This window comes from Hymenobacter aranciens (genome assembly GCF_030580865.1).
GTDB lineage: Bacteria > Bacteroidota > Bacteroidia > Cytophagales > Hymenobacteraceae > Hymenobacter > Hymenobacter aranciens.
In genome coordinates this window covers 62232-78853 of record NZ_JAUQSY010000003.1, presented here as the reverse complement: position 1 = coordinate 78853, position 16622 = coordinate 62232, and the positions used below count along the sequence as shown (strand labels likewise).

The following is a 16622-nucleotide window of genomic DNA, read 5'->3' as shown; positions in this document are numbered from 1 at the left end:
CCTGCTACGATGGTAGCAGGCTTCTTTTTTTGCCTTGTAATTACGGCTTATTCGTGCGTTAGCTTCCAAGTGAGCAGCGCAGAGTTGCCGGTTTGCATCTGCACTAAATACAAGCCAGCAGGCTGACTAGCCAGCGGTACCGCAGCGGAGTTTTGCCCGGCAGCTACCGCGCCTTGCCACACGCGGCGGCCCAGTGCATCGGTTAGCGTGAGCGTGGCGGCTTTGGTGAGCGGCTGCGTTAGGGTCAGGGTTGCCTGGTCGTTGGCAGGATTGGGAGCAAGTGTGGCAGCAGCGGTGGCCTGGGCAGCCCGGCTGCTGAGCAAGGTGCTGAAGCTGCTAGCGTTGCCGCAACTGCTATAAGTACCGACACCGGGAATTACCCGCCGGATGTACACCAGCCGGGTTTCGTGCGTCTGCAGGTCGCCGGCACCATAGGCAAGCATAGCATTGAGGTCGGGGCCGGCAAATACCTGCTGCCAACCCAGGTAATCAATGCCCGGGTAGTAGAAGCCGGGAGGGCCACTTGTGCCATTGTACACGCGCTGAAAGCGTAACTCGACGGCTGAGGTGCAAATGCCCGTGGTACCAGTAGTTCCTATCCCCATCGACATCTCCAGGCCGTTGAAGGCGGCGTTCGGATACGGCTGATATTCGCCCGTCAGCAGCCCCAGCGTCGTAAACTGTGGCGACTTACCAGTGCGCATCGAGAAAGCCCAACGCCCGTTCTCGACGGGATAAACTGTATTGCTGGCCCCACTGCAGTTGGGATAAGCAAAAGTCTGATACTGGCGCTGCTGCCGGTAGGTCATAATCAAGCTGTCGCCTACAATCTGCTGGCTTGTAATTTCCCGTAGCATATGCCCTTCATAGCAGGGAAACGGATTGGTCATAATCGGCGTGGTTTCATAACCGAGCCGGTCGCCCACCAGCACCCGAAACAACTGTATTGGCGAATAGGGGGATTGCAACAGCGTTTGAGGCTCATAATATGCCTGCCATTGCCCTGCACTTGCATTGGCAATATCCAGCCACTGCGGCCCTTGTATCAGGCCCGATTGCCGCCCCATTTTCACTACCTGCCCATTGCTAAGCGTGATGGTAGCCACGGTATCCGTTGCGGCCGTGCCAGTGCCCAAGCCCCGATTGCTCAACGTGGCCGTCAGCGCTGGCTGGCTGCTGGCCTGCCAGGTGCTGCCTACTGCCGCCCGGGGCAACAGCCGCAAACTGATAGCCGTGGGCGTAAAAGCCGTGCCAGCCACAGTTTCGGCATTGGCTTCCAGGTAATACTCAGCCGTGCCCGGGCGCCAACGTAGCCGGGCGCCAAACAGGTTATTGCGGCTCCGGTAGTAGCCATAACTTCCACTCGACGGCTTGCGCAACAGACGGTTGAAGGTATACACCGAGTCGCCGCCCGAAGTAGCATAGCTGGAATCGACCCGCAGACTGTGCAATTGTAATGCAGTAGCTTGGGGGTCGGCGTAGGTGTATATCAGGCCGGGCCGGAAGGGACGCCAAGCGGTCGTCTGGGCGCTGGTGGTGTGGGCCATGCTCGTAAGCAATAGCGCGGCCAATACGGGGTAGAATCGTTTCATAAGCAATGAAGAGAAAATGGCTTACTCCAAAGTACCGGCTTTTTCTTCGCACAACATTGCGGCCCGCACGGTCTGAATGCAGCAAGCCCCGCTTCCTGACGGAAACGGGGCTTGCGGTGATGGGAGCGGAAGACCGGGCCTTGGGGCGGCGCAGCCCGGCCTTCCTAGACTCGTAGTCGCACTAGAGCGCGTTAACGAGTTTTGTCAGCTTGCTCTTGTTGTTAGCAGCTTTGTTTTTGTGGATGATGCTCTTCTTGGCCAGACGGTCGAGCATCGACGACACCTTTTTCAGCAGCTCCTGAGCGGCCGTTTTATCGGTGGTGCCGCGCAGTTTTTTGATAGCCGTGCGGGTGGATTTGTGCTGGTAACGGTTCAACACGCGTTTGGCTTCGTTGCTGCGGATGCGTTTGAGGGCCGACTTATGGTTTGCCATGAGAAGGAGTATAGGGGAGCTTAATGCTGATTTTTTCTGTCTTTGGGAGGGCAAAGGTACGCAAAGGGTTTGGCAAAACCAACGGGTTGATAGAAAAAATATGTCAAGTGGGTTCTGTCATGCTGAACGCAATGAAGTATCTTATCACGTTTAAACGAAGCGTTGTGTCGCGAGAGGATGCTTCACTGCGTTCAGCATGACAGGGGCTGCGTTCAAGACAGGCAATTAAAAACTACTCGGCATGCCGATTATTTCCGAACTTTACCGAAGCCAAAGCCACCCGCCCGCATGCCCCTCGTCGCCCAATCGCATTACCAGCCGCCGTTCTACCTCTTCAATGGCCACTTGCAAACCATCGTGCCCAGCCTCTGGCGCAAGGTGCCCGACGTGACATACCAGCGCGAGCGGCTCGAACTGCCCGACGGCGACTTCCTGAACCTCGACTGGAGCCGCCTGCCGCCGCGCCGGCCCACCGATGGCCTCGTCATTGTCTCGCACGGCCTGGAGGGCGATGCGCAACGGCCCTACATGCGCGGCATGGTGCGCGCCCTCAACCACGCCGGCCTCGACGCGCTGGCCTGGAACTACCGCAGCTGCGGCGGCGAAATGAACCGCCTGCTCCGCTCCTACCACCTCGGCGACACCGGCGACCTCGACACCGTTATCCGCCACGCGCTGAGCACCGGGCGCTACCGGCGCATCTACCTCACCGGCTTCTCGGCCGGCGGCAACGTGACGCTGAAGTACCTGGGCGAGAACGCCGCCCGCGTGCCGGCCGAGGTGAAGCGGGCGGCCGTGTTCTCGGTGCCGACGGATTTGCGGGCCAGCTCCATTCACATTGCCCGGCCGCAGAACCAGGTGTATTTGCGGCGGTTTCTGAAATCGTTGCGGCAAAAAATCCGCGATAAAGCCGCGCTGATGCCGGGCCAAGTGGAGGTGGAAGGGCTGGAATTGCTGAGGGACTTTCCGCAATTCGATGATAAATACACGGCGCCGATGCACGGTTTTGCCTCGGCCGATGCCTACTATGCGCACGCCAGCTCGGGACAGTATCTGGCGGGCATTCGCATTCCAACGCTGTTGGTGAACGCACAGAACGACCCGTTTTTGCCGCCCTCGTGCTATCCGCGGGAGGTAGCGGCAGCTTCGGAGTTTGTGTTTTTGGAAACGCCGACGGCAGGTGGGCACGTGGGCTTCCCGCAGGGCGATGGGGAGTATTATTCGGAGCGCCGGGCGGTGGAATTTCTGACGGCGGAGGTGCCGGCGTAGACAAACCTCCCGCAAAGGACGCAGAGGGTAGCGCAGAAGACGCAGAGGCTAACGGGCGCTGTTGGCGGGGACGAAAACGACCTTTTTCGTCTCGTAGAACTCTTCCTGGAAGAAGTCGCTCAAATCTGTCACGGTGGTTTTCAGGCCGCTTTCGGCAATTTCTTCGGTCAGGTCGCCGCCTTTCAGGTAGTACAGGCCACTGTTGGGCACGCCCTGCGGCTTGTAGCGGTGCGCAATCCAGGTGTGGAAGGTGGCGAGGCGGGCCACGGCGCGGCTCACCACGAAGTCGTATTTGGTGCGGAGCTGCTCGGCGCGGGTTTGCTCGGCCGTCACGTTGTGCAGGCCCAGCGCGGCGGCCATAAACTGCACGGCGCGAATCTTTTTGCCAATGCTATCGACGAGATGGAAATGCACGTCGGGGAAGGCAATAGCGAGAGGCAGACCGGGCAGGCCGCCGCCGGTGCCCACGTCGAGCACGGTGCTGCCTTTAGGGAACTGGATGACTTTGGCGATGCCCAGCGAGTGCAGAATGTGCCGCTCCACGAGGTTATCGACGTCGGTGCGGGCCACGAGGTTGATTTGCTCATTGACGGCTTTAAATTCGGTTTCGAGTTCCTTGAATAGCTGGAGTTGCTGCGGGGTGAACTCGGGGAAGTAGTGTTGAATCAAATTCATTGTTTTCAAAACCAAATAGCTGTCATCCTGAGCAAAGCGAAGGACCTTATCACGCCAGAACAATTCGTTCTAACCTGATAAGGTCCTTCGCTTTGCTCAGGATGACATACGGGATTAAATCACCTGCTTGGTGTTCTTCACCATGTCGTAGAGCAGCTCGCGGGCGCGGTGCAGCTGGGCTTTCACGGTGCCGAGCGGCGCTTTGAGCTCCTGCGCGATTTCTTCGTAGCTCAACTCGTCGAAGTAGCGCAGGCTCACGAGGCGCTGGTACTTGTCGGGCAGCTTCGACACCACGAGGCGCATGATTTCGATTTTCTGATTCCGCATGGCGTGTTCCATGGGATTCAGGTCGTTGTCGCGGAAGTCGATGGTGATTTCGTCGCCGTTGTCGACCTTGATGGCCGAGTCGATGGACATCGTCTTGATTTTATTCTTGCGAATAAAGTCGATGCAGTTGTTGGTGGCGATGCGGAACAGCCAAGTGCTGAAAGCGTACTCCGGGTTGAACTTGTGCAGGTTGCGGAAAGCCTTGGCGAAGGCCTCAATGGTGAGGTCTTCGGCGTCGTCCTGATTGCGCACCATCTTGAGCACCACGTGATACACGGGCTTCTTGTAGATGTGCATCAGCTCGGCGTAGGCTTTTTCGTCGCCGTGGTCGACAGCGGCCCGAATGAGCTTGAAGTCGTGCTTGGCTTTGGCCGAAAACTGCTTTTGAATGTCCTGATTGGTTACTTCCATCGGAGGGCGCGATTGAAGGATAGGGAAACCCCTAAGGCGAAGTAGTAGAAAAAATAAACGATATCGAGCAAGAGTAGCCACCCGATTGGGAGCGACTGCTGCAAGCGGCGACTAAGCCGGGCATATACGGCCGCCACAAATAAAGTTCGCACGGCCCACAATGTTATCAAAGGTACCCAATTTTCACGGAAAATAAGGAGGCAAATAGTAGTCAGGTAGAACAACCCATTGGCGGCCATAAAGGTGCCAATGCGCAGGCGGTCGGGTAGCCGGTAGCGGCGGCCGGCCGAGAGGTGGCGGCGCTTCTGGCGCCACCAGTGCGTCCAGGTAGCGGGGGCTTCGCTGAGGGTGTGGGCCGAGGCGTCGGCCACTACGGCAGCGTGGCGGCCCAGGACCACGGCATCCTGCACCAGCAGGTCATCGTCGCCGCTGAGCTGGCGAATGTGGGAAGCGAAGCCTTTGGTGGCATTGAAGGTAGCGCGGGAATAGGCGAGGTTACGGCCGACGCCCATGTAGGGTTTGCCGCGCCAGGCAAAGCTCAGGTACTGCGCGGCGGTGAGCAGCGTTTCAAAGCGAATGAGGCGGTTGAGGAAGCCGGGCTGCTCGCCGTAGGCCGAGAAGCCAATCACCAAATCAGCAGCGGGATTTTTGGCCGTAGGCGCGAAGCCGCGCTGCATCAGGCGCAGCCACTGGTTGGTGGCGGGGATGCAGTCGGCGTCAGTAAAGAGGAGGCGGGGGTGTTTGGCGGCCTTGATGCCGAGGGTTAGGGCGTATTTCTTGGGGGCGAAGCCGTCGGGCGTGCGGTCGACGGTGACGAGGCGGAATTTTTCGGGGTAATACTGGGCCAGTTGCTGGGCGTAGAGCTGGGTTTCGTCGTAGCTGCGGTCGTCGATGAGCACGACTTCGAAGCCGCCGGGGTAGTCCTGCTGAAGCAGCAGCGGCAGCAGGCGGCACAGGTTGTCGAGCTCGTTGCGGGCGCAAACGACGATGGACACGGGCTCGTCGTCGGGACCGGGCGTGTCGGCCGGGGCTTCGGCGGGGCGGGTGGCGAAGGGCCAGAAATAGTACACCGCGTAGTAGAGTTGCAGCAGTACGGTGGCCAGCAGCAGCCAGAAAATGGGCGAATGGGGATGGTAATCGAATGTTGGCACGGGCCGACAAAGGTACGGCGCGGGGCGGGCAGGGGTATCTTTGCACGGTAATCGCACAATCTGAAACAGTGTAGAGGTGGCGCTGCCGTTTTGGGTATTGGGTGTTAGGTTTTTGGTATTAGGCAAAATGCCTTTTATTCCCAGTACCTGATACCAAAAACCTAACACCCAATACCAATTCTTCCTTTCTGCCCACTACTGCCCGTTTTTACTCCATGACCTTCGACCTTCTCGCCCAGGACCCCAGTACCAAAGCCCGCGCCGGCCTCATCCAAACCGCCCACGGGACCATTGAAACGCCGATTTTCATGCCCGTGGGTACAGCCGGCTCGGTGAAAGCCGTGAGCCAGCAAACGCTCAAGGAAGAGGTGCAGGCCCAGATTATCCTCGGTAACACCTACCACCTATACCTGCGGCCGGGGCTCGACGTATTGCGCGCGGCCGGCGGCCTGCACCAGTTCAACGGCTGGGACAGGCCGATATTGACTGACTCGGGGGGCTACCAGGTTTTTTCGCTCAGCAACACCCGCAAGATTAAGGAGGAAGGTGTAACCTTTCGCTCGCACATCGACGGCTCGAAGCATCTGTTTTCGCCGGAAGGCGTGATGGATATTCAGCGCGTGATTGGGGCCGATATTATCATGGCCTTTGATGAATGCACGCCCTGGCCCTGCGAGTACGACTACGCCCGCCGCTCGCTCGACATGACGCACCGCTGGCTGAAGCGCTGCATCCATCGCTTCGACAGCACCGAGGGGCTGTATGGCTACGAGCAGACGCTGTTCCCGATAGTGCAGGGCAGCACGTTCAAGGACTTGCGGCGGCAATCGGCCGAGTTTATTGCCGAGCAGGGCCGGCCCGGCAACGCCATCGGCGGCCTGAGCGTGGGTGAGCCGGCCGAGCAGATGTACGAGATGACGGAGCTGGTGTGCGACATCCTGCCCGAGGACAAGCCGCGCTACCTGATGGGCGTAGGCACGCCGGGCAACATCCTGGAAAACATTGCCCTGGGTGTGGATATGTTCGACTGCGTGATGCCGACCCGCAACGCCCGCAACGGCATGCTGTTCACCTCGCAGGGCATCATCAACATTACCAACAAGAAGTGGGAAACCGACTTCTCTCCCATCGACGCCGAACTGAGCGGGCCGGCCAGCACGTTCTATTCGAAGTCGTACGTGCGGCACTTGTTTCAGAGCAAGGAGCTGCTGGGGCCGCAAATTGCCTCGGCGCACAACCTCGCTTTTTACCTGTGGCTCGTCAAAGAAGCACGTAAGCAAATCGTGGCCGGTACGTTTGGGGCCTGGAAGCCGGGCATGGTGGAGCAGGTGATGCGCAGGCTTTAATTCAATTAACAATTGGCAATGAGCAATGAACAATTTCGTTCTGCATTGCTCATTGCTCATTGCTCATTGCTCATTGATTGAAAATGAAGATACTCGACCTCTACATTATCAAGAAGTTTCTCACCGCGTTTTTCTTCACGGTGCTGATTCTGGTGACGGTTATCTGCGTCATCGACTTCACGGAGAAGAACGACGACTTCATCAAGCACAATCTGTCGATGGGCAAGATTGTCTTTGGCTATTACATCTACCTGTACCCTTATTTCGCCAATCTGCTGGCGCCGATTACCATTTTTATTGCCGCCGTATTCGTGACGGCGCAGTTGGCGGCGCGCACCGAGATTGTGGCCATTATGGCCAGTGGGGTGAGCTTTCGGCGGCTGCTGATGCCCTACGCCATCGGTGGCAGCGTGGTGGCGCTGCTGATTTTCGGGCTTATCGGCTGGGTGCTGCCGATGGGCAATAAGACGCGGGTGGATTTTGAGCGGCGGTACGTGAAGAACCCTTACCGCTTCACGGGGCGCAACGTGCACATCAAGGAGGGCGCACGCACCTACGTGTACATGGAAAGCTACGAGAACACCAATAACATTGGCTACCGCTTTGCTTTCGAAACCATTGATGGCACGGTACTTAAGCGCCGTATGACGGCCGATGCCATCACCTGGGACTCGGTGAAGCACGTGTGGCACATGACGCCGCAGCTCGTCCGCACCTTCCGCGGGCCGCAGGACGAAGCCCTGCTCACGCTGCCCGCCCGCGACACCACGCTCAACCTCTTCCCGAAGGACTTTGCCAGCACCTTCAAGCTGGCCGAAACCATGACTTTGCCGGAGCTCAACGCCTTCATCCGGCAGAAAATCCAGCGCGGGGCCGACGATACCCAGCTCTACCTGAGCGAGAAGTACGAGCGGTACTCCTACCCCTTCGCCATCGTGGTGCTGACGCTGATAGGCGTGATTCTCAGCGCCCGGAAGTCGCGCGCCGGGGTGGGCGGGCAGATTGCGCTGGGGTTTGTGTTGGCGTTTATCTTCATCATTTTCGTGATGCTCTCGCGCAACCTGGCGCAAGTGGGCAGCCTGCCGCCGCTGGTGGCCGCCTGGGTGCCCACGGTGGTATTCGCCGGTATCGGGCTGGCGCTGTACCGGTTTGTGCCTAAATAGGGTGTGGGGGTGAGAGGGTATGGGGGTAGGAGTTTTTTTGACCGCCGATTTCTCAGCACTGCTTTTCTTATTATCTCGGCCTCTTCACTCCTAACTCCTACCCTCACACCTTCCTACCCTCCTACCCTTGTTAAAAGACTACCTCCGCCTCCATTTCATCGTCCTGCTGTGGGGCTTCACGGCCATCCTGGGCAAGCTGCTGACGGTGCCGCCGGTGGAGCTGGTATTCTGGCGCACGCTGCTGGCGGCGGGGGGGCTGGCGGCCCTGCTGCTGGGGCGGCGGCAGCCCTGGCGCATCCCCATCGGGCAGGTGGGGCGGCTGCTGGGCGTGGGCGCGCTGGTAGCAGCGCACTGGATTACCTTTTTCCTGGCGGCGCGAATTTCCTCCGTAAGCGTGTGCCTAGCGGGGCTGGCCACGCTGGCCTTGTGGACCTCGCTGCTGGAGCCGTTGCTGCTGTGGCGTCGGGTGCGCGGCTACGAAGTGGGCCTGGGCATGCTGACGATGCTGGGGCTCTACCTGGTGTCGCAGGCTGAGCTGGACCAGCTGCTGGGACTGGGCGTGGCGGTGCTGTCGGCGGTGCTGTCGGCTTTGTTCAGCGTGCTGAATTCGAAGCTGGTAAAGCAGCACCCGCCGCTGCGGCTCACGTTTTACGAAATGCTGGGCGCCTGCCTGAGCGTGGTAATTTTTCTGCCCTTTTACGGCCATTATTTCACCGCGGGGCGGGGCGTGCAACTGGGCTGGCACGGCCTCGACTGGCTGTGGCTGCTGCTGCTGGCGGGCGCCTGCACGGTGTATGCCTTTTCGGCTTCCGTCGAATTGATGAAGCGCCTGTCGGCCTTCGTGGTAAATTTGACGACCAACCTGGAGCCGGTGTACGGCATCGGGCTGGCGGTACTGATTTTCGGAGTGGAGGAGAAAATGTCGGGCGGCTTTTACCTGGGCACGCTGCTGATTTTGGTGAGCGTGCTGGTGCACCCGCTGGTAGAAGGCTGGGACCAGCGCCGTTTGCAACGGCTACAGCAGGCCCGTCCAGAGTAAATAGTCGTCCTTGGCTGACAACGACGGCACCGTTTCATGACCGGAAAACAGGCCATAAACGGCCGAGCCGGAGCCCGACAGGCTGGCATACGTGGCCCCGGCCGCGTAGAGCAGCTGCTTGATTTCGCCCAGCACCGGGTAGTGCGGCGTCAGGGCCTCCTCAAAATCATTGCTGACCGTGTCGCGCCAGGTTGCCATCGGCTGGGCCAGGGCGGCGCGTAACTCGTGCTGCGGCGGGCGGGGCGTGATGCGGCCGTAGGCCTCGGCCGTGCTGATGTGCAGGCCGGGGTAAATAACGGCGCAGGCGGTGCCTTTCAGATTCAGGTCCAGCGGCTCAAATACGTCACCCTTTTCCACGGCCAGCACGGGCTGGTTGCGAATGAAAAAGGCGCAGTCGGCGCCCAGGCGGCGGGCGTAACTTTCCAGCGCATCCTCGCTCAAACCCAGGTCAAATTCGCTGTTCACCAGCTTCAGGGCGAAGGCGGCGTCGGCCGAGCCGCCGCCCAGGCCGGCGCCGATAGGTACGATTTTGTGCAGGTGTAGCTGCACCGGCGGCAACGCGGGAAAATCGGCTTTCAGCAGCTCGTAGGCGCGCAGGCAGAGGTTGGTGGCGGGGTCGCCGGGGATGGGGCGGCCGGTGAGGGCCAGACTGCTGGACTGGTTGGCGGGCGCGGGCACCAGCTCTAGGGCGTCGCACCAAGGCAGCGGCACGAAGGCCGACTCCAGGGTGTGGTAGCCGTCGGGCCGCCGGGCCGTGACGTAGAGGCCGAGGTTGAGCTTGGCGTTGGGGAAGGTGAGCATGGCGGGTGGTAATTTCGGGGCAAACTTAAGCTATGTACGAGCGCACCAAACGCCTTTTCGACTTCACGGCCGCCGCGCTGGGCTTGCTGTTGCTGGCTCCGGTGCTGCTAACCACGGCGGTGGTGGCCTGGCTGGGCGGGCTGCGGCCGGTGCTGTTCCGGCAGCGGCGGGCGGGGCGACACGGGCGGTTGTTCGACATCGTAAAATTCCGCTCCATGACGCAGCAGCGCGACGCCGCCGGCCAATTATTGCCCGACGAGCAGCGCCTCACCACCCTGGGCCGCAGCCTGCGCCGCAGCAGCCTCGACGAGCTGCCCCAGCTCTGGAACGTGCTGCGCGGCGAGCTGAGTCTCATCGGCCCCAGGCCTTTACTGCCCGAGTACCTGCCGCTCTACTCCCCCGCCCAGGCCGTGCGCCACGAGGTACGGCCGGGCATCACCGGCTGGGCCCAGGTACACGGGCGCAATGCCCTGAGCTGGGAAGAGAAATTTCGCCTCGATGCCTGGTACGTGGCGCACCGGGGCTGGGCGCTCGATTTGCGTATTCTCTGGCTGACGCTGCGGCATGTGCTGGCGCGGGAGCAGCCGGCGGGGGCGTACGCGCCAGCCGAGCGGTTTGTGGGGAGTGCTGAGATAGAACAGGTAAAGAAGTAAAAAGAACGTCATGCAGAGCGCAGCGAAGCATCTCACCTGTGGTAGTAATTGATTACCGCTGCACGCGAGATGCTTCGCTGCGCTCTGCATGACGTTCTTTTGTACCCAGATTGCCGACTTCTCCTACCCATGAGCCAACTTTTCTTCCCCGAATACGACAGCTTTGACGCCGCCCTGCCGCTGGTGATTTTTGGGGCCGGGGGGCTGGGCCGCGAGGTAGCCGTACTCATCCACCAAATCAACGAAGCCGCCACCGCGCCGCTCTGGGAGCTACGGGGCTTCTACGACGACGTGGCCCCGGCCGCTGCTACCGTGGCGGGCCTCCCCTACCTCGGCACCGCCGCCGACCTCAACGCCGCGCGCGAGCCGCTGCACGTGGCCGTGGCCGTGGGCAGCAGCGCCGGCCGCGCCGCCGTGGTAAGCCGCCTGACCTCGCCCAAGCTGTTTTTCCCCACCCTGCTACACCCCGGCGTGGCCCACGAGCCCTACCAGAACCTGCAATTGGCCGAGGGCTGCATTGTGCAGCAGGGCTGCATCCTCACCACCGACATCCAACTGGGCCGCTTCGTACTGCTGAACCTGGGCTGTACCCTGGGCCACGATGCCGCGCTGGCCGACTTCTGCTCCCTCATGCCGCACGCCAACGTAGGCGGCGCGGCCCGGCTCGAGACCGGCGTGTACCTGGGCACCAATGCCACGGTCATCCAGGGCGTGCGGGTGGGCGCGGGTACTATCGTGGGCGCCGGCGCCGTGGCCGTGCGCGACCTGCCGGCCGGCATCACGGCCGTGGGCGTACCAGCGAGGGCAATTCTTTAATTAATAATTGAGAATTAATAATTAAGTGTGCAACGCCTGACAGACTATGTATTTGCCATGCAGCTACGTTTCGTGTCCGTTAGCTCACTTCCCTCTCCCCTTATTCATTATTAATTCTTAATTATTAATTAAAAACCCATGCGTTACGACCGCCTCTACCTTTCCCCGCCGCACCTGGGGCGGCACGAGCTGAATTATGTAAACAAGGCTATTGAGGACAACTGGGTAGCCCCCGCCGGCCCCAACCTGACGGGTTTCGAGACCGATATCTGTGCGGCGGCGGGCGTGCCCTACTGCGTGGCGCTGAGCTCGGGCACGGCGGCCCTGCACCTGGGGCTGCTGCTGCTGGGCGTGGGCCCGGGCGACGAAGTGCTGTGCCCGTCCTTCACCTTCGTGGCTACGGCCAACCCCATCGTGTACTGCGGGGCCACGCCGGTATTCGTGGATAGCGAGGCCGAAACCTGGAATATGTGCCCGGTACGGCTGCGCGAGGCCATCACGGACCGCCTGGCCCGGGGCAAAAAGCCCAAAGCCCTGTTGCTGGTGCACCTCTACGGTATGCCCGCGCTGCTGCCCGAGCTGCTGGCCGTGGCGCAGGAATTCGACCTGCCCGTGCTGGAAGATGCGGCCGAGGCGCTGGGCTCGGCGTGGCAGCTGCAGCCGCTGGGGGGCTTTGGCCACATTGGGGTGTTTTCCTTTAATGGCAACAAGATTTTGACCACCAGCGGCGGCGGCGCGCTTGTCACCTACGACCGCGCCCTGGCCGAGCGGGCCCGCTTCCTGGCTACCCAGGCCAAGGACGAGGCGCCTTATTACCAGCACTCGCAGCTGGGCTACAACTACCGTCTGAGCAACATCCTGGCCGGCATCGGCCGCGGCCAGATGGAGCTGCTGGACGACCGCGTGAAGCGCCGCCGCCAGATTTTCAACTGGTACCGCGAGCACCTGGCGGGCCTGCCGGGCCTCACCGTGGCGCCCGCTACCGAGCGCCCCGGCAGCCACTCCAACCGCTGGCTGACCACCATCCTGCTAAACCCGGCCGAGACGACGGCCACGCCCGAAAGCCTGCGCCAGCACCTCGAAACCCACAACATCGAAAGCCGCCCGCTCTGGAAGCCGCTGCACCTGCAGCCGCTCTTTGCCGACGCGCCCATGTACGGCGGCGAAGTGTGCGCCGACCTGTTTGAGCGCGGCCTGTGCCTGCCCAGCGGCACGGCCATGACCGACGAGGATTTGCGCCGGGTGCGGGCGGCGCTGGCAGAGCATCTACAGCAGGCTACCGCTTAATCACTTTTACTTAAAAGGCTCCCGCACCAAAGTCAGGCCTAACGGTAGCAGATGGTCAAAGTCTTTATCAGCCGTGTGAAGTGGCATGTCCAGATAAAGAGCAGTAGCTGCTATCCATAGGTCATTCTTACCCATATTACGCGCCGTAAGCCCGTAGGGCAGAGGCAGGCCAGACAACTTTCCTTGGCTATAGGCATCCAAGCGAGCGTAGAGGTCGGTCATAGAATCTATTATCGCAACGGCCGGGCATTCTTCAAGAAGGTATTCCAGAAATTCTACGCGCTGGTAGCCCCAATTGCTTTTCAACGCGAAGGCTTTCAATTCGCCAATCACTACAATAGGCAGCACCGCACGTACCGGCAAACGCTGCTGCCGACGTACATGTGCAATAACAGCATTGGTATCAAAGACCACGGGCTGAGGCTTCTCGTTCCTGACGCAAAATCTCATCCATCGCCCGGTTTTCTTCCTCCGTAAAACCCAGGTCAGGAATTTCCAGTGGTTCCTTCCGGCACACAGTATCTAAAAAACGCTCTACCCCCCAACGCTTGATGTCATCGGGAGAGTACAGATTCAGGCGCCCGGGGCGCATGGGCGGAATTTCATCGGCGAGGGTTTCCTGGCGCATGGGACAACGGAAATACTGGTTTGGAAAGCAATATACTAACCGACGGACCACGCGGCAGGTTCCGGCAGCCGGGCTTGCTCAGGCCCAGGGAGTAGCCCGCGTAATCAGCCCAGCACCGGCTCCCCGCCGAGGCGGGCGGGCTCCACTTGATTTTTCTGCCCGGCCGGGCGGCCAAACAGCCGGCGCAGCACCAGGTGCGTAGGCAGGTAAAATACCACCAGCAGCCCCGTCATCCACACCAGCAGATACATCGGGGCCGACATCCAGGTCTGCGGATGCGCGTCGTCGAAGCCGAAGACGTAGTTGACGTTCACCGGAATTTTAGGGTCGGGCAGCACGGTGCCGGCGGCGGGCAGCAGGAAGTAGGCCACCAGGCACAGGCCCCAGGCCAGGCCGGTCCAGGCCCAGAGGGCGCGGGCGTCGTAGCGCAGGCGCTTCACCAGAAACAGCAGCAGGAACGGCAGCCAGCCGTGGAAAAACGACAGCCCCCGCAGAAACAGCGAGCGGTTGGCGTCGAACATGTAGCCCGTCATGCCCACCAAGCGCATCCCCAATAGCTCGCCCAGGAAGTCGAGGCACCAGAACACCTGCGGCAGCAGGATGCCCACGGCCGCCATCGAGGCCGGCAGGGCCCGCTCGGTCCAGATGCTGATGAGGCACAAGAGCAACGAAATGTCGCAGAAGTAAAGAAAGTTGGTGGGGCCGTAGTTGACGTAGTACACCGGCACCATCACGGCCAGGAAGGCGGTGAAGGCCAGTTTGAGGGCGAGGGGCAGTTTGGGGGTGGCAGCTTCCATAAGTCAGGAAAGTGAGGTGAGGGCCGGGGGGCGGGGGCTGGGCAGCCGGCCCCGGTGGCTTAGCGAATGCGAAGTACGCCCGGCCGGTGCCCTCCGGCCATGCTGCGAATTGCGTTCCGGGGATTTTAAAAACGCCCCTCCGCTCATCCTTTCACCTGTTGCTGTCAGCTGGTTACCCGCCGGGCATCAGGCTTTACATTTCTTCCTTTTGGAGCCGGTGGCGGCCGGTTTATCGCCCGGTTTTCATCATCTGGCCCCGGTTTTGCGTTAAAGGCCGCAAGCACTTTTCTATTATTCCCATGAAACTCTCGCACGTACTCCCGGCCCTGCTGCTGGCCCTGCCCTTCGCCACCCTGGCCCAAACGGCCCCCGCCACCCACCAGGTAACCGAGGTCACCGAAACCATCGACCCCGCCACCGGCAAAGTCACCAAGCGCACCACCCGCAGCTACTCGGAGCCGGTGCCCGCCGCCGCCGCCGCCGAGGCCGAAGCCCGCGGCGCCGTGATGGCCGCCTCCGACGCCGATGTGTCGAAAACGCTGGGCAAAAAAACCGCCGTTTCCAGCCTCACCAACACCAACCTGGTAGCCGCCTACGACCAGCTCCTGGAGCAAACCCGCAACAAGCGCTCGGGCTGGCAGGCCGCCGACTGGACCGCCGCCGCCAGCGTCATGGCCTCGCTCAACACCCGCTACGAGCAGCTGCGCTCCGTGCTCACGCTCGACGAAAAGCTGTCTATCCGCGCCAATCAGGCCGAGTTTCAGGCCCTGCGCCTGGGCCAGCAGGTGACGCGGCAGATTACGGATAAGCTGTAACTAGCAGCTCGTCGCCGCAATTATTTCCCGAGGGATTGCCGCACTGCGCGGCAATCCCTCGTTTGCTTACGGCCGGTGATGTTTCTTCGCGGCGGGCTTTCAAGCCTGTCTTTTTTCTATGAAACACGTTTACTTCTGGCTGGCTATGTTGGCGCTGCCGGCTACCGCCTGGGCCCAGTCGGCCCCGCTCCTGCCCCCCGACAGCGTGGCCGTGCAGCTGCATTTCGGCTCCGACAACCCCGAGCTGCACCAACTCATGAGCCACGTCATGCACGTCGAGAAGCTACACCTGACAGCCCACCATCCCCGGCTGGCGGGCCACCGCTTTCACCTCACCTACCAGGAGTACCGCCAGGGCGTGCCCGGCCCCGAGCAGGAGCTGCTGCGCGATGGCGGCCAGCTCACCAGCTTCGATACCCAGGGCCGGTTCGGGTTCGACGTCTTTGCCCGCCAAACGCCCGGCAATGCCCTCGAAAACCAGTTTTTCTTTGCCGGCGGCTCCACTAAAAAGACCTTCCAGCCGGTGCCCGGCCGCGCCGACCAGTATAGCTTGCGGGCCGATATCTGGCCCTATAAGCCGCTGCAGCAAGCTTTAGCCCCTGGCCAGCAGCCCACCGAAACCCACACCTTCCCGGTGCGGCAGAAGCTGCCCTTCCTGGTGTACACGCTGCCCTACGAGGAAGACGGGATGCTGCTCTACTGCAGCCTGGCCCAGAGCAAAACGCCGGTCGAGCAGTGGTTTAAAACCTACAAAATCCCGCATTTCGTGGTCTACCGGCTGGTGGTGGAACCCGGCACTGCATCAGGCACCCGGTAGCCGGGCTGCAAAGTCAGTATCGAATTTCTGGAAGTAGCGGCAGTTGGCCAACAGCCGATTGTAGTCCATTTTAGCCAGCAGCTCGCCGCAGTGGCCTTCGAGGTAATGGGTTTTGCAGCCGGCCGTGGCGGCCCGCAGCAGCTCGATGGGCTTTTCAATCTTCATCACGTCCCCTTCGATGACGCAGTGGCAGCCGTAGTGCTCGTTGAACTTCTCGATGTGGGCGGCAATCAGCGCCTCGATGGTGTAGATGTTGAGCAGGAATAGCCCTTTGCCTTCTACTTGTTTGTCGACTTTGCGGAAGAACTTATATCGGCGCCGGTATTTCACCCGGTCCCGGCGCTTTTCCAAGTCGTCAAGGTCGCGGATGACCAGTACGAGGTTGGGCTTTTCCAATTGGTACTCGCGGCGCAATTGCCGGAAAGCCCCCTGTGTTTCCAGGTTGTCGCCGGTTACGTTATCGACCATCGTGATAAACTCGCCCTGCGCCCCGTAGCGCGGCAGCAGCAGTTTCTCCACCGCTACCGTGTCGTTGGGCGATTCGCCCAGCAGGCCCACCCGAAACCGGGGCGCAATAGCTGCTTTGCTCATGGCTGGGCCTG

19 protein-coding genes are annotated in these 16622 nt (G+C 60.9%); 9 read left to right on the top strand and 10 right to left on the bottom strand.

Translation table 11 applies throughout. The features are described from left to right. Positions 1-47: 47 nt before the first annotated feature. Positions 48-1592: a T9SS type A sorting domain-containing protein gene (locus Q5H93_RS04930; protein ID WP_305005386.1), complete on the bottom strand. Its 1545-nt coding sequence runs from the start codon at positions 1590-1592 to the stop codon at positions 48-50. A 181-nt stretch (positions 1593-1773) separates the two neighbouring features. Further along, on the bottom strand, positions 1774-2025 hold the full coding sequence (gene rpsT / locus Q5H93_RS04925) for a 30S ribosomal protein S20 (RefSeq protein ID WP_305005385.1): 252 nt from the start codon (positions 2023-2025) through the stop codon (positions 1774-1776). Positions 2026-2313: 288 nt separating this feature from the next. On the opposite strand from rpsT, the gene Q5H93_RS04920 reads away from it, so the two are divergent. Further along, positions 2314-3294 (top strand): YheT family hydrolase, encoded by a 981-nt coding sequence (locus tag Q5H93_RS04920; protein ID WP_305005384.1) that lies wholly within the window; start codon positions 2314-2316, stop codon positions 3292-3294. A gap of 48 nt (positions 3295-3342) precedes the next feature. Here the strand turns inward: Q5H93_RS04920 and rsmG are convergent, their stop codons facing one another. From rsmG to Q5H93_RS04905, 3 genes are all read right to left on the bottom strand, one after another. Next, complete coding sequence (gene rsmG, locus Q5H93_RS04915) at positions 3343-3969, bottom strand: 16S rRNA (guanine(527)-N(7))-methyltransferase RsmG (RefSeq protein WP_305005383.1); 627 nt, start codon at positions 3967-3969, stop codon at positions 3343-3345. A gap of 114 nt (positions 3970-4083) precedes the next feature. After that, positions 4084-4707 carry an RNA polymerase sigma factor gene (locus Q5H93_RS04910; RefSeq protein WP_305005382.1) on the bottom strand — a complete coding sequence of 208 codons (624 nt, stop codon included), beginning with the start codon at positions 4705-4707 and terminating at the stop codon, positions 4084-4086. After that, complete coding sequence (locus Q5H93_RS04905; protein WP_305005381.1) at positions 4698-5858, bottom strand: glycosyltransferase; 1161 nt, start codon at positions 5856-5858, stop codon at positions 4698-4700. Before Q5H93_RS04905 ends, Q5H93_RS04910 begins: the two co-directional genes overlap by 10 nt. A 215-nt stretch (positions 5859-6073) precedes the next feature. Between Q5H93_RS04905 and tgt the strand changes: the two genes are divergently transcribed. The 3 genes from tgt to Q5H93_RS04890 all read left to right on the top strand — a co-directional run bounded on the left by tgt (position 6074) and on the right by Q5H93_RS04890 (position 9406). After that, complete coding sequence (gene tgt, locus Q5H93_RS04900; protein WP_305005380.1) at positions 6074-7204, top strand: tRNA guanosine(34) transglycosylase Tgt; 1131 nt, start codon at positions 6074-6076, stop codon at positions 7202-7204. A gap of 83 nt (positions 7205-7287) precedes the next feature. Continuing rightward, positions 7288-8367, top strand: a complete 1080-nt coding sequence (locus Q5H93_RS04895) for an LptF/LptG family permease (protein WP_305005379.1) — start codon at positions 7288-7290, stop codon at positions 8365-8367. A gap of 127 nt (positions 8368-8494) precedes the next feature. Beyond that, positions 8495-9406 (top strand): DMT family transporter, encoded by a 912-nt coding sequence (locus Q5H93_RS04890; RefSeq protein ID WP_305005378.1) that lies wholly within the window; start codon positions 8495-8497, stop codon positions 9404-9406. On the opposite strand, the gene ispE is transcribed toward Q5H93_RS04890, so the two are convergent. Further along, positions 9383-10207 carry a 4-(cytidine 5'-diphospho)-2-C-methyl-D-erythritol kinase gene (gene ispE, locus Q5H93_RS04885; RefSeq protein ID WP_305005377.1) on the bottom strand — a complete coding sequence of 275 codons (825 nt, stop codon included), beginning with the start codon at positions 10205-10207 and terminating at the stop codon, positions 9383-9385. The genes Q5H93_RS04890 and ispE overlap by 24 nt on opposite strands. A 32-nt stretch (positions 10208-10239) precedes the next feature. On the opposite strand from ispE, the gene Q5H93_RS04880 reads away from it, so the two are divergent. The 3 genes from Q5H93_RS04880 to Q5H93_RS04870 all read left to right on the top strand — a co-directional run bounded on the left by Q5H93_RS04880 (position 10240) and on the right by Q5H93_RS04870 (position 12963). Beyond that, entirely contained in the window at positions 10240-10860 is a 621-nt protein-coding gene (locus Q5H93_RS04880) for a sugar transferase (RefSeq protein WP_305005376.1), read from the top strand. A gap of 129 nt (positions 10861-10989) precedes the next feature. After that, positions 10990-11676 carry a NeuD/PglB/VioB family sugar acetyltransferase gene (locus tag Q5H93_RS04875; protein ID WP_305005375.1) on the top strand — a complete coding sequence of 229 codons (687 nt, stop codon included), beginning with the start codon at positions 10990-10992 and terminating at the stop codon, positions 11674-11676. A gap of 138 nt (positions 11677-11814) precedes the next feature. After that, positions 11815-12963 (top strand): DegT/DnrJ/EryC1/StrS family aminotransferase, encoded by a 1149-nt coding sequence (locus Q5H93_RS04870; RefSeq protein ID WP_305005374.1) that lies wholly within the window; start codon positions 11815-11817, stop codon positions 12961-12963. Between the two features lie 6 nt (positions 12964-12969). Here the strand turns inward: Q5H93_RS04870 and Q5H93_RS04865 are convergent, their stop codons facing one another. The 3 genes from Q5H93_RS04865 to Q5H93_RS04855 all read right to left on the bottom strand — a co-directional run bounded on the left by Q5H93_RS04865 (position 12970) and on the right by Q5H93_RS04855 (position 14388). Further along, positions 12970-13377, bottom strand: a complete 408-nt coding sequence (locus Q5H93_RS04865) for a PIN domain-containing protein (protein ID WP_305005373.1) — start codon at positions 13375-13377, stop codon at positions 12970-12972. Further along, positions 13367-13591: a hypothetical protein gene (locus Q5H93_RS04860; RefSeq protein WP_305005372.1), complete on the bottom strand. Its 225-nt coding sequence runs from the start codon at positions 13589-13591 to the stop codon at positions 13367-13369. The genes Q5H93_RS04865 and Q5H93_RS04860 overlap by 11 nt, the downstream gene beginning before the upstream one ends. Before the next feature lie 104 nt (positions 13592-13695). Continuing rightward, positions 13696-14388 carry a membrane-associated protein gene (locus Q5H93_RS04855; RefSeq protein ID WP_305005371.1) on the bottom strand — a complete coding sequence of 231 codons (693 nt, stop codon included), beginning with the start codon at positions 14386-14388 and terminating at the stop codon, positions 13696-13698. 299 nt (positions 14389-14687) lie between these two features. Here Q5H93_RS04855 and Q5H93_RS04850 point away from each other — a divergent pair, with 299 nt between their 5' ends. Together Q5H93_RS04850 and Q5H93_RS04845 are read left to right on the top strand one after the other, a co-directional pair. Beyond that, positions 14688-15203, top strand: coding sequence for a hypothetical protein (locus tag Q5H93_RS04850; protein ID WP_305005370.1), 516 nt, complete (start codon positions 14688-14690; stop codon positions 15201-15203). 118 nt (positions 15204-15321) lie between these two features. After that, positions 15322-16020: a hypothetical protein gene (locus tag Q5H93_RS04845; RefSeq protein ID WP_305005369.1), complete on the top strand. Its 699-nt coding sequence runs from the start codon at positions 15322-15324 to the stop codon at positions 16018-16020. On the opposite strand, the gene Q5H93_RS04840 is transcribed toward Q5H93_RS04845, so the two are convergent. Beyond that, entirely contained in the window at positions 16006-16611 is a 606-nt protein-coding gene (locus Q5H93_RS04840) for a hypothetical protein (protein WP_305005368.1), read from the bottom strand. The two genes, Q5H93_RS04845 and Q5H93_RS04840, sit on opposite strands and share 15 nt — an antisense overlap. Positions 16612-16622: the final 11 nt, after the last annotated feature.

Excerpts from the sequence above, each read along its gene's own strand:
- Q5H93_RS04930 (WP_305005386.1), bottom strand. The coding sequence starts at position 1,592 with ATGAAACGATTCTACCCCGTATTGGCCGCGCTATTGCTTACGAGCATG.
- rpsT (WP_305005385.1), bottom strand. The coding sequence starts at position 2,025 with ATGGCAAACCATAAGTCGGCCCTCAAACGCATCCGCAGCAACGAAGCC.
- Q5H93_RS04920 (WP_305005384.1), top strand. The coding sequence starts at position 2,314 with ATGCCCCTCGTCGCCCAATCGCATTACCAGCCGCCGTTCTACCTCTTC.
- rsmG (WP_305005383.1), bottom strand. The coding sequence starts at position 3,969 with ATGAATTTGATTCAACACTACTTCCCCGAGTTCACCCCGCAGCAACTC.
- Q5H93_RS04910 (WP_305005382.1), bottom strand. The coding sequence starts at position 4,707 with ATGGAAGTAACCAATCAGGACATTCAAAAGCAGTTTTCGGCCAAAGCC.
- tgt (WP_305005380.1), top strand. The coding sequence starts at position 6,074 with ATGACCTTCGACCTTCTCGCCCAGGACCCCAGTACCAAAGCCCGCGCC.
- Q5H93_RS04895 (WP_305005379.1), top strand. The coding sequence starts at position 7,288 with ATGAAGATACTCGACCTCTACATTATCAAGAAGTTTCTCACCGCGTTT.
- ispE (WP_305005377.1), bottom strand. The coding sequence starts at position 10,207 with ATGCTCACCTTCCCCAACGCCAAGCTCAACCTCGGCCTCTACGTCACG.
- Q5H93_RS04880 (WP_305005376.1), top strand. The coding sequence starts at position 10,240 with ATGTACGAGCGCACCAAACGCCTTTTCGACTTCACGGCCGCCGCGCTG.
- Q5H93_RS04875 (WP_305005375.1), top strand. The coding sequence starts at position 10,990 with ATGAGCCAACTTTTCTTCCCCGAATACGACAGCTTTGACGCCGCCCTG.
- Q5H93_RS04870 (WP_305005374.1), top strand. The coding sequence starts at position 11,815 with ATGCGTTACGACCGCCTCTACCTTTCCCCGCCGCACCTGGGGCGGCAC.
- Q5H93_RS04860 (WP_305005372.1), bottom strand. The coding sequence starts at position 13,591 with ATGCGCCAGGAAACCCTCGCCGATGAAATTCCGCCCATGCGCCCCGGG.
- Q5H93_RS04855 (WP_305005371.1), bottom strand. The coding sequence starts at position 14,388 with ATGGAAGCTGCCACCCCCAAACTGCCCCTCGCCCTCAAACTGGCCTTC.
- Q5H93_RS04850 (WP_305005370.1), top strand. The coding sequence starts at position 14,688 with ATGAAACTCTCGCACGTACTCCCGGCCCTGCTGCTGGCCCTGCCCTTC.
- Q5H93_RS04845 (WP_305005369.1), top strand. The coding sequence starts at position 15,322 with ATGAAACACGTTTACTTCTGGCTGGCTATGTTGGCGCTGCCGGCTACC.
- Q5H93_RS04840 (WP_305005368.1), bottom strand. The coding sequence starts at position 16,611 with ATGAGCAAAGCAGCTATTGCGCCCCGGTTTCGGGTGGGCCTGCTGGGC.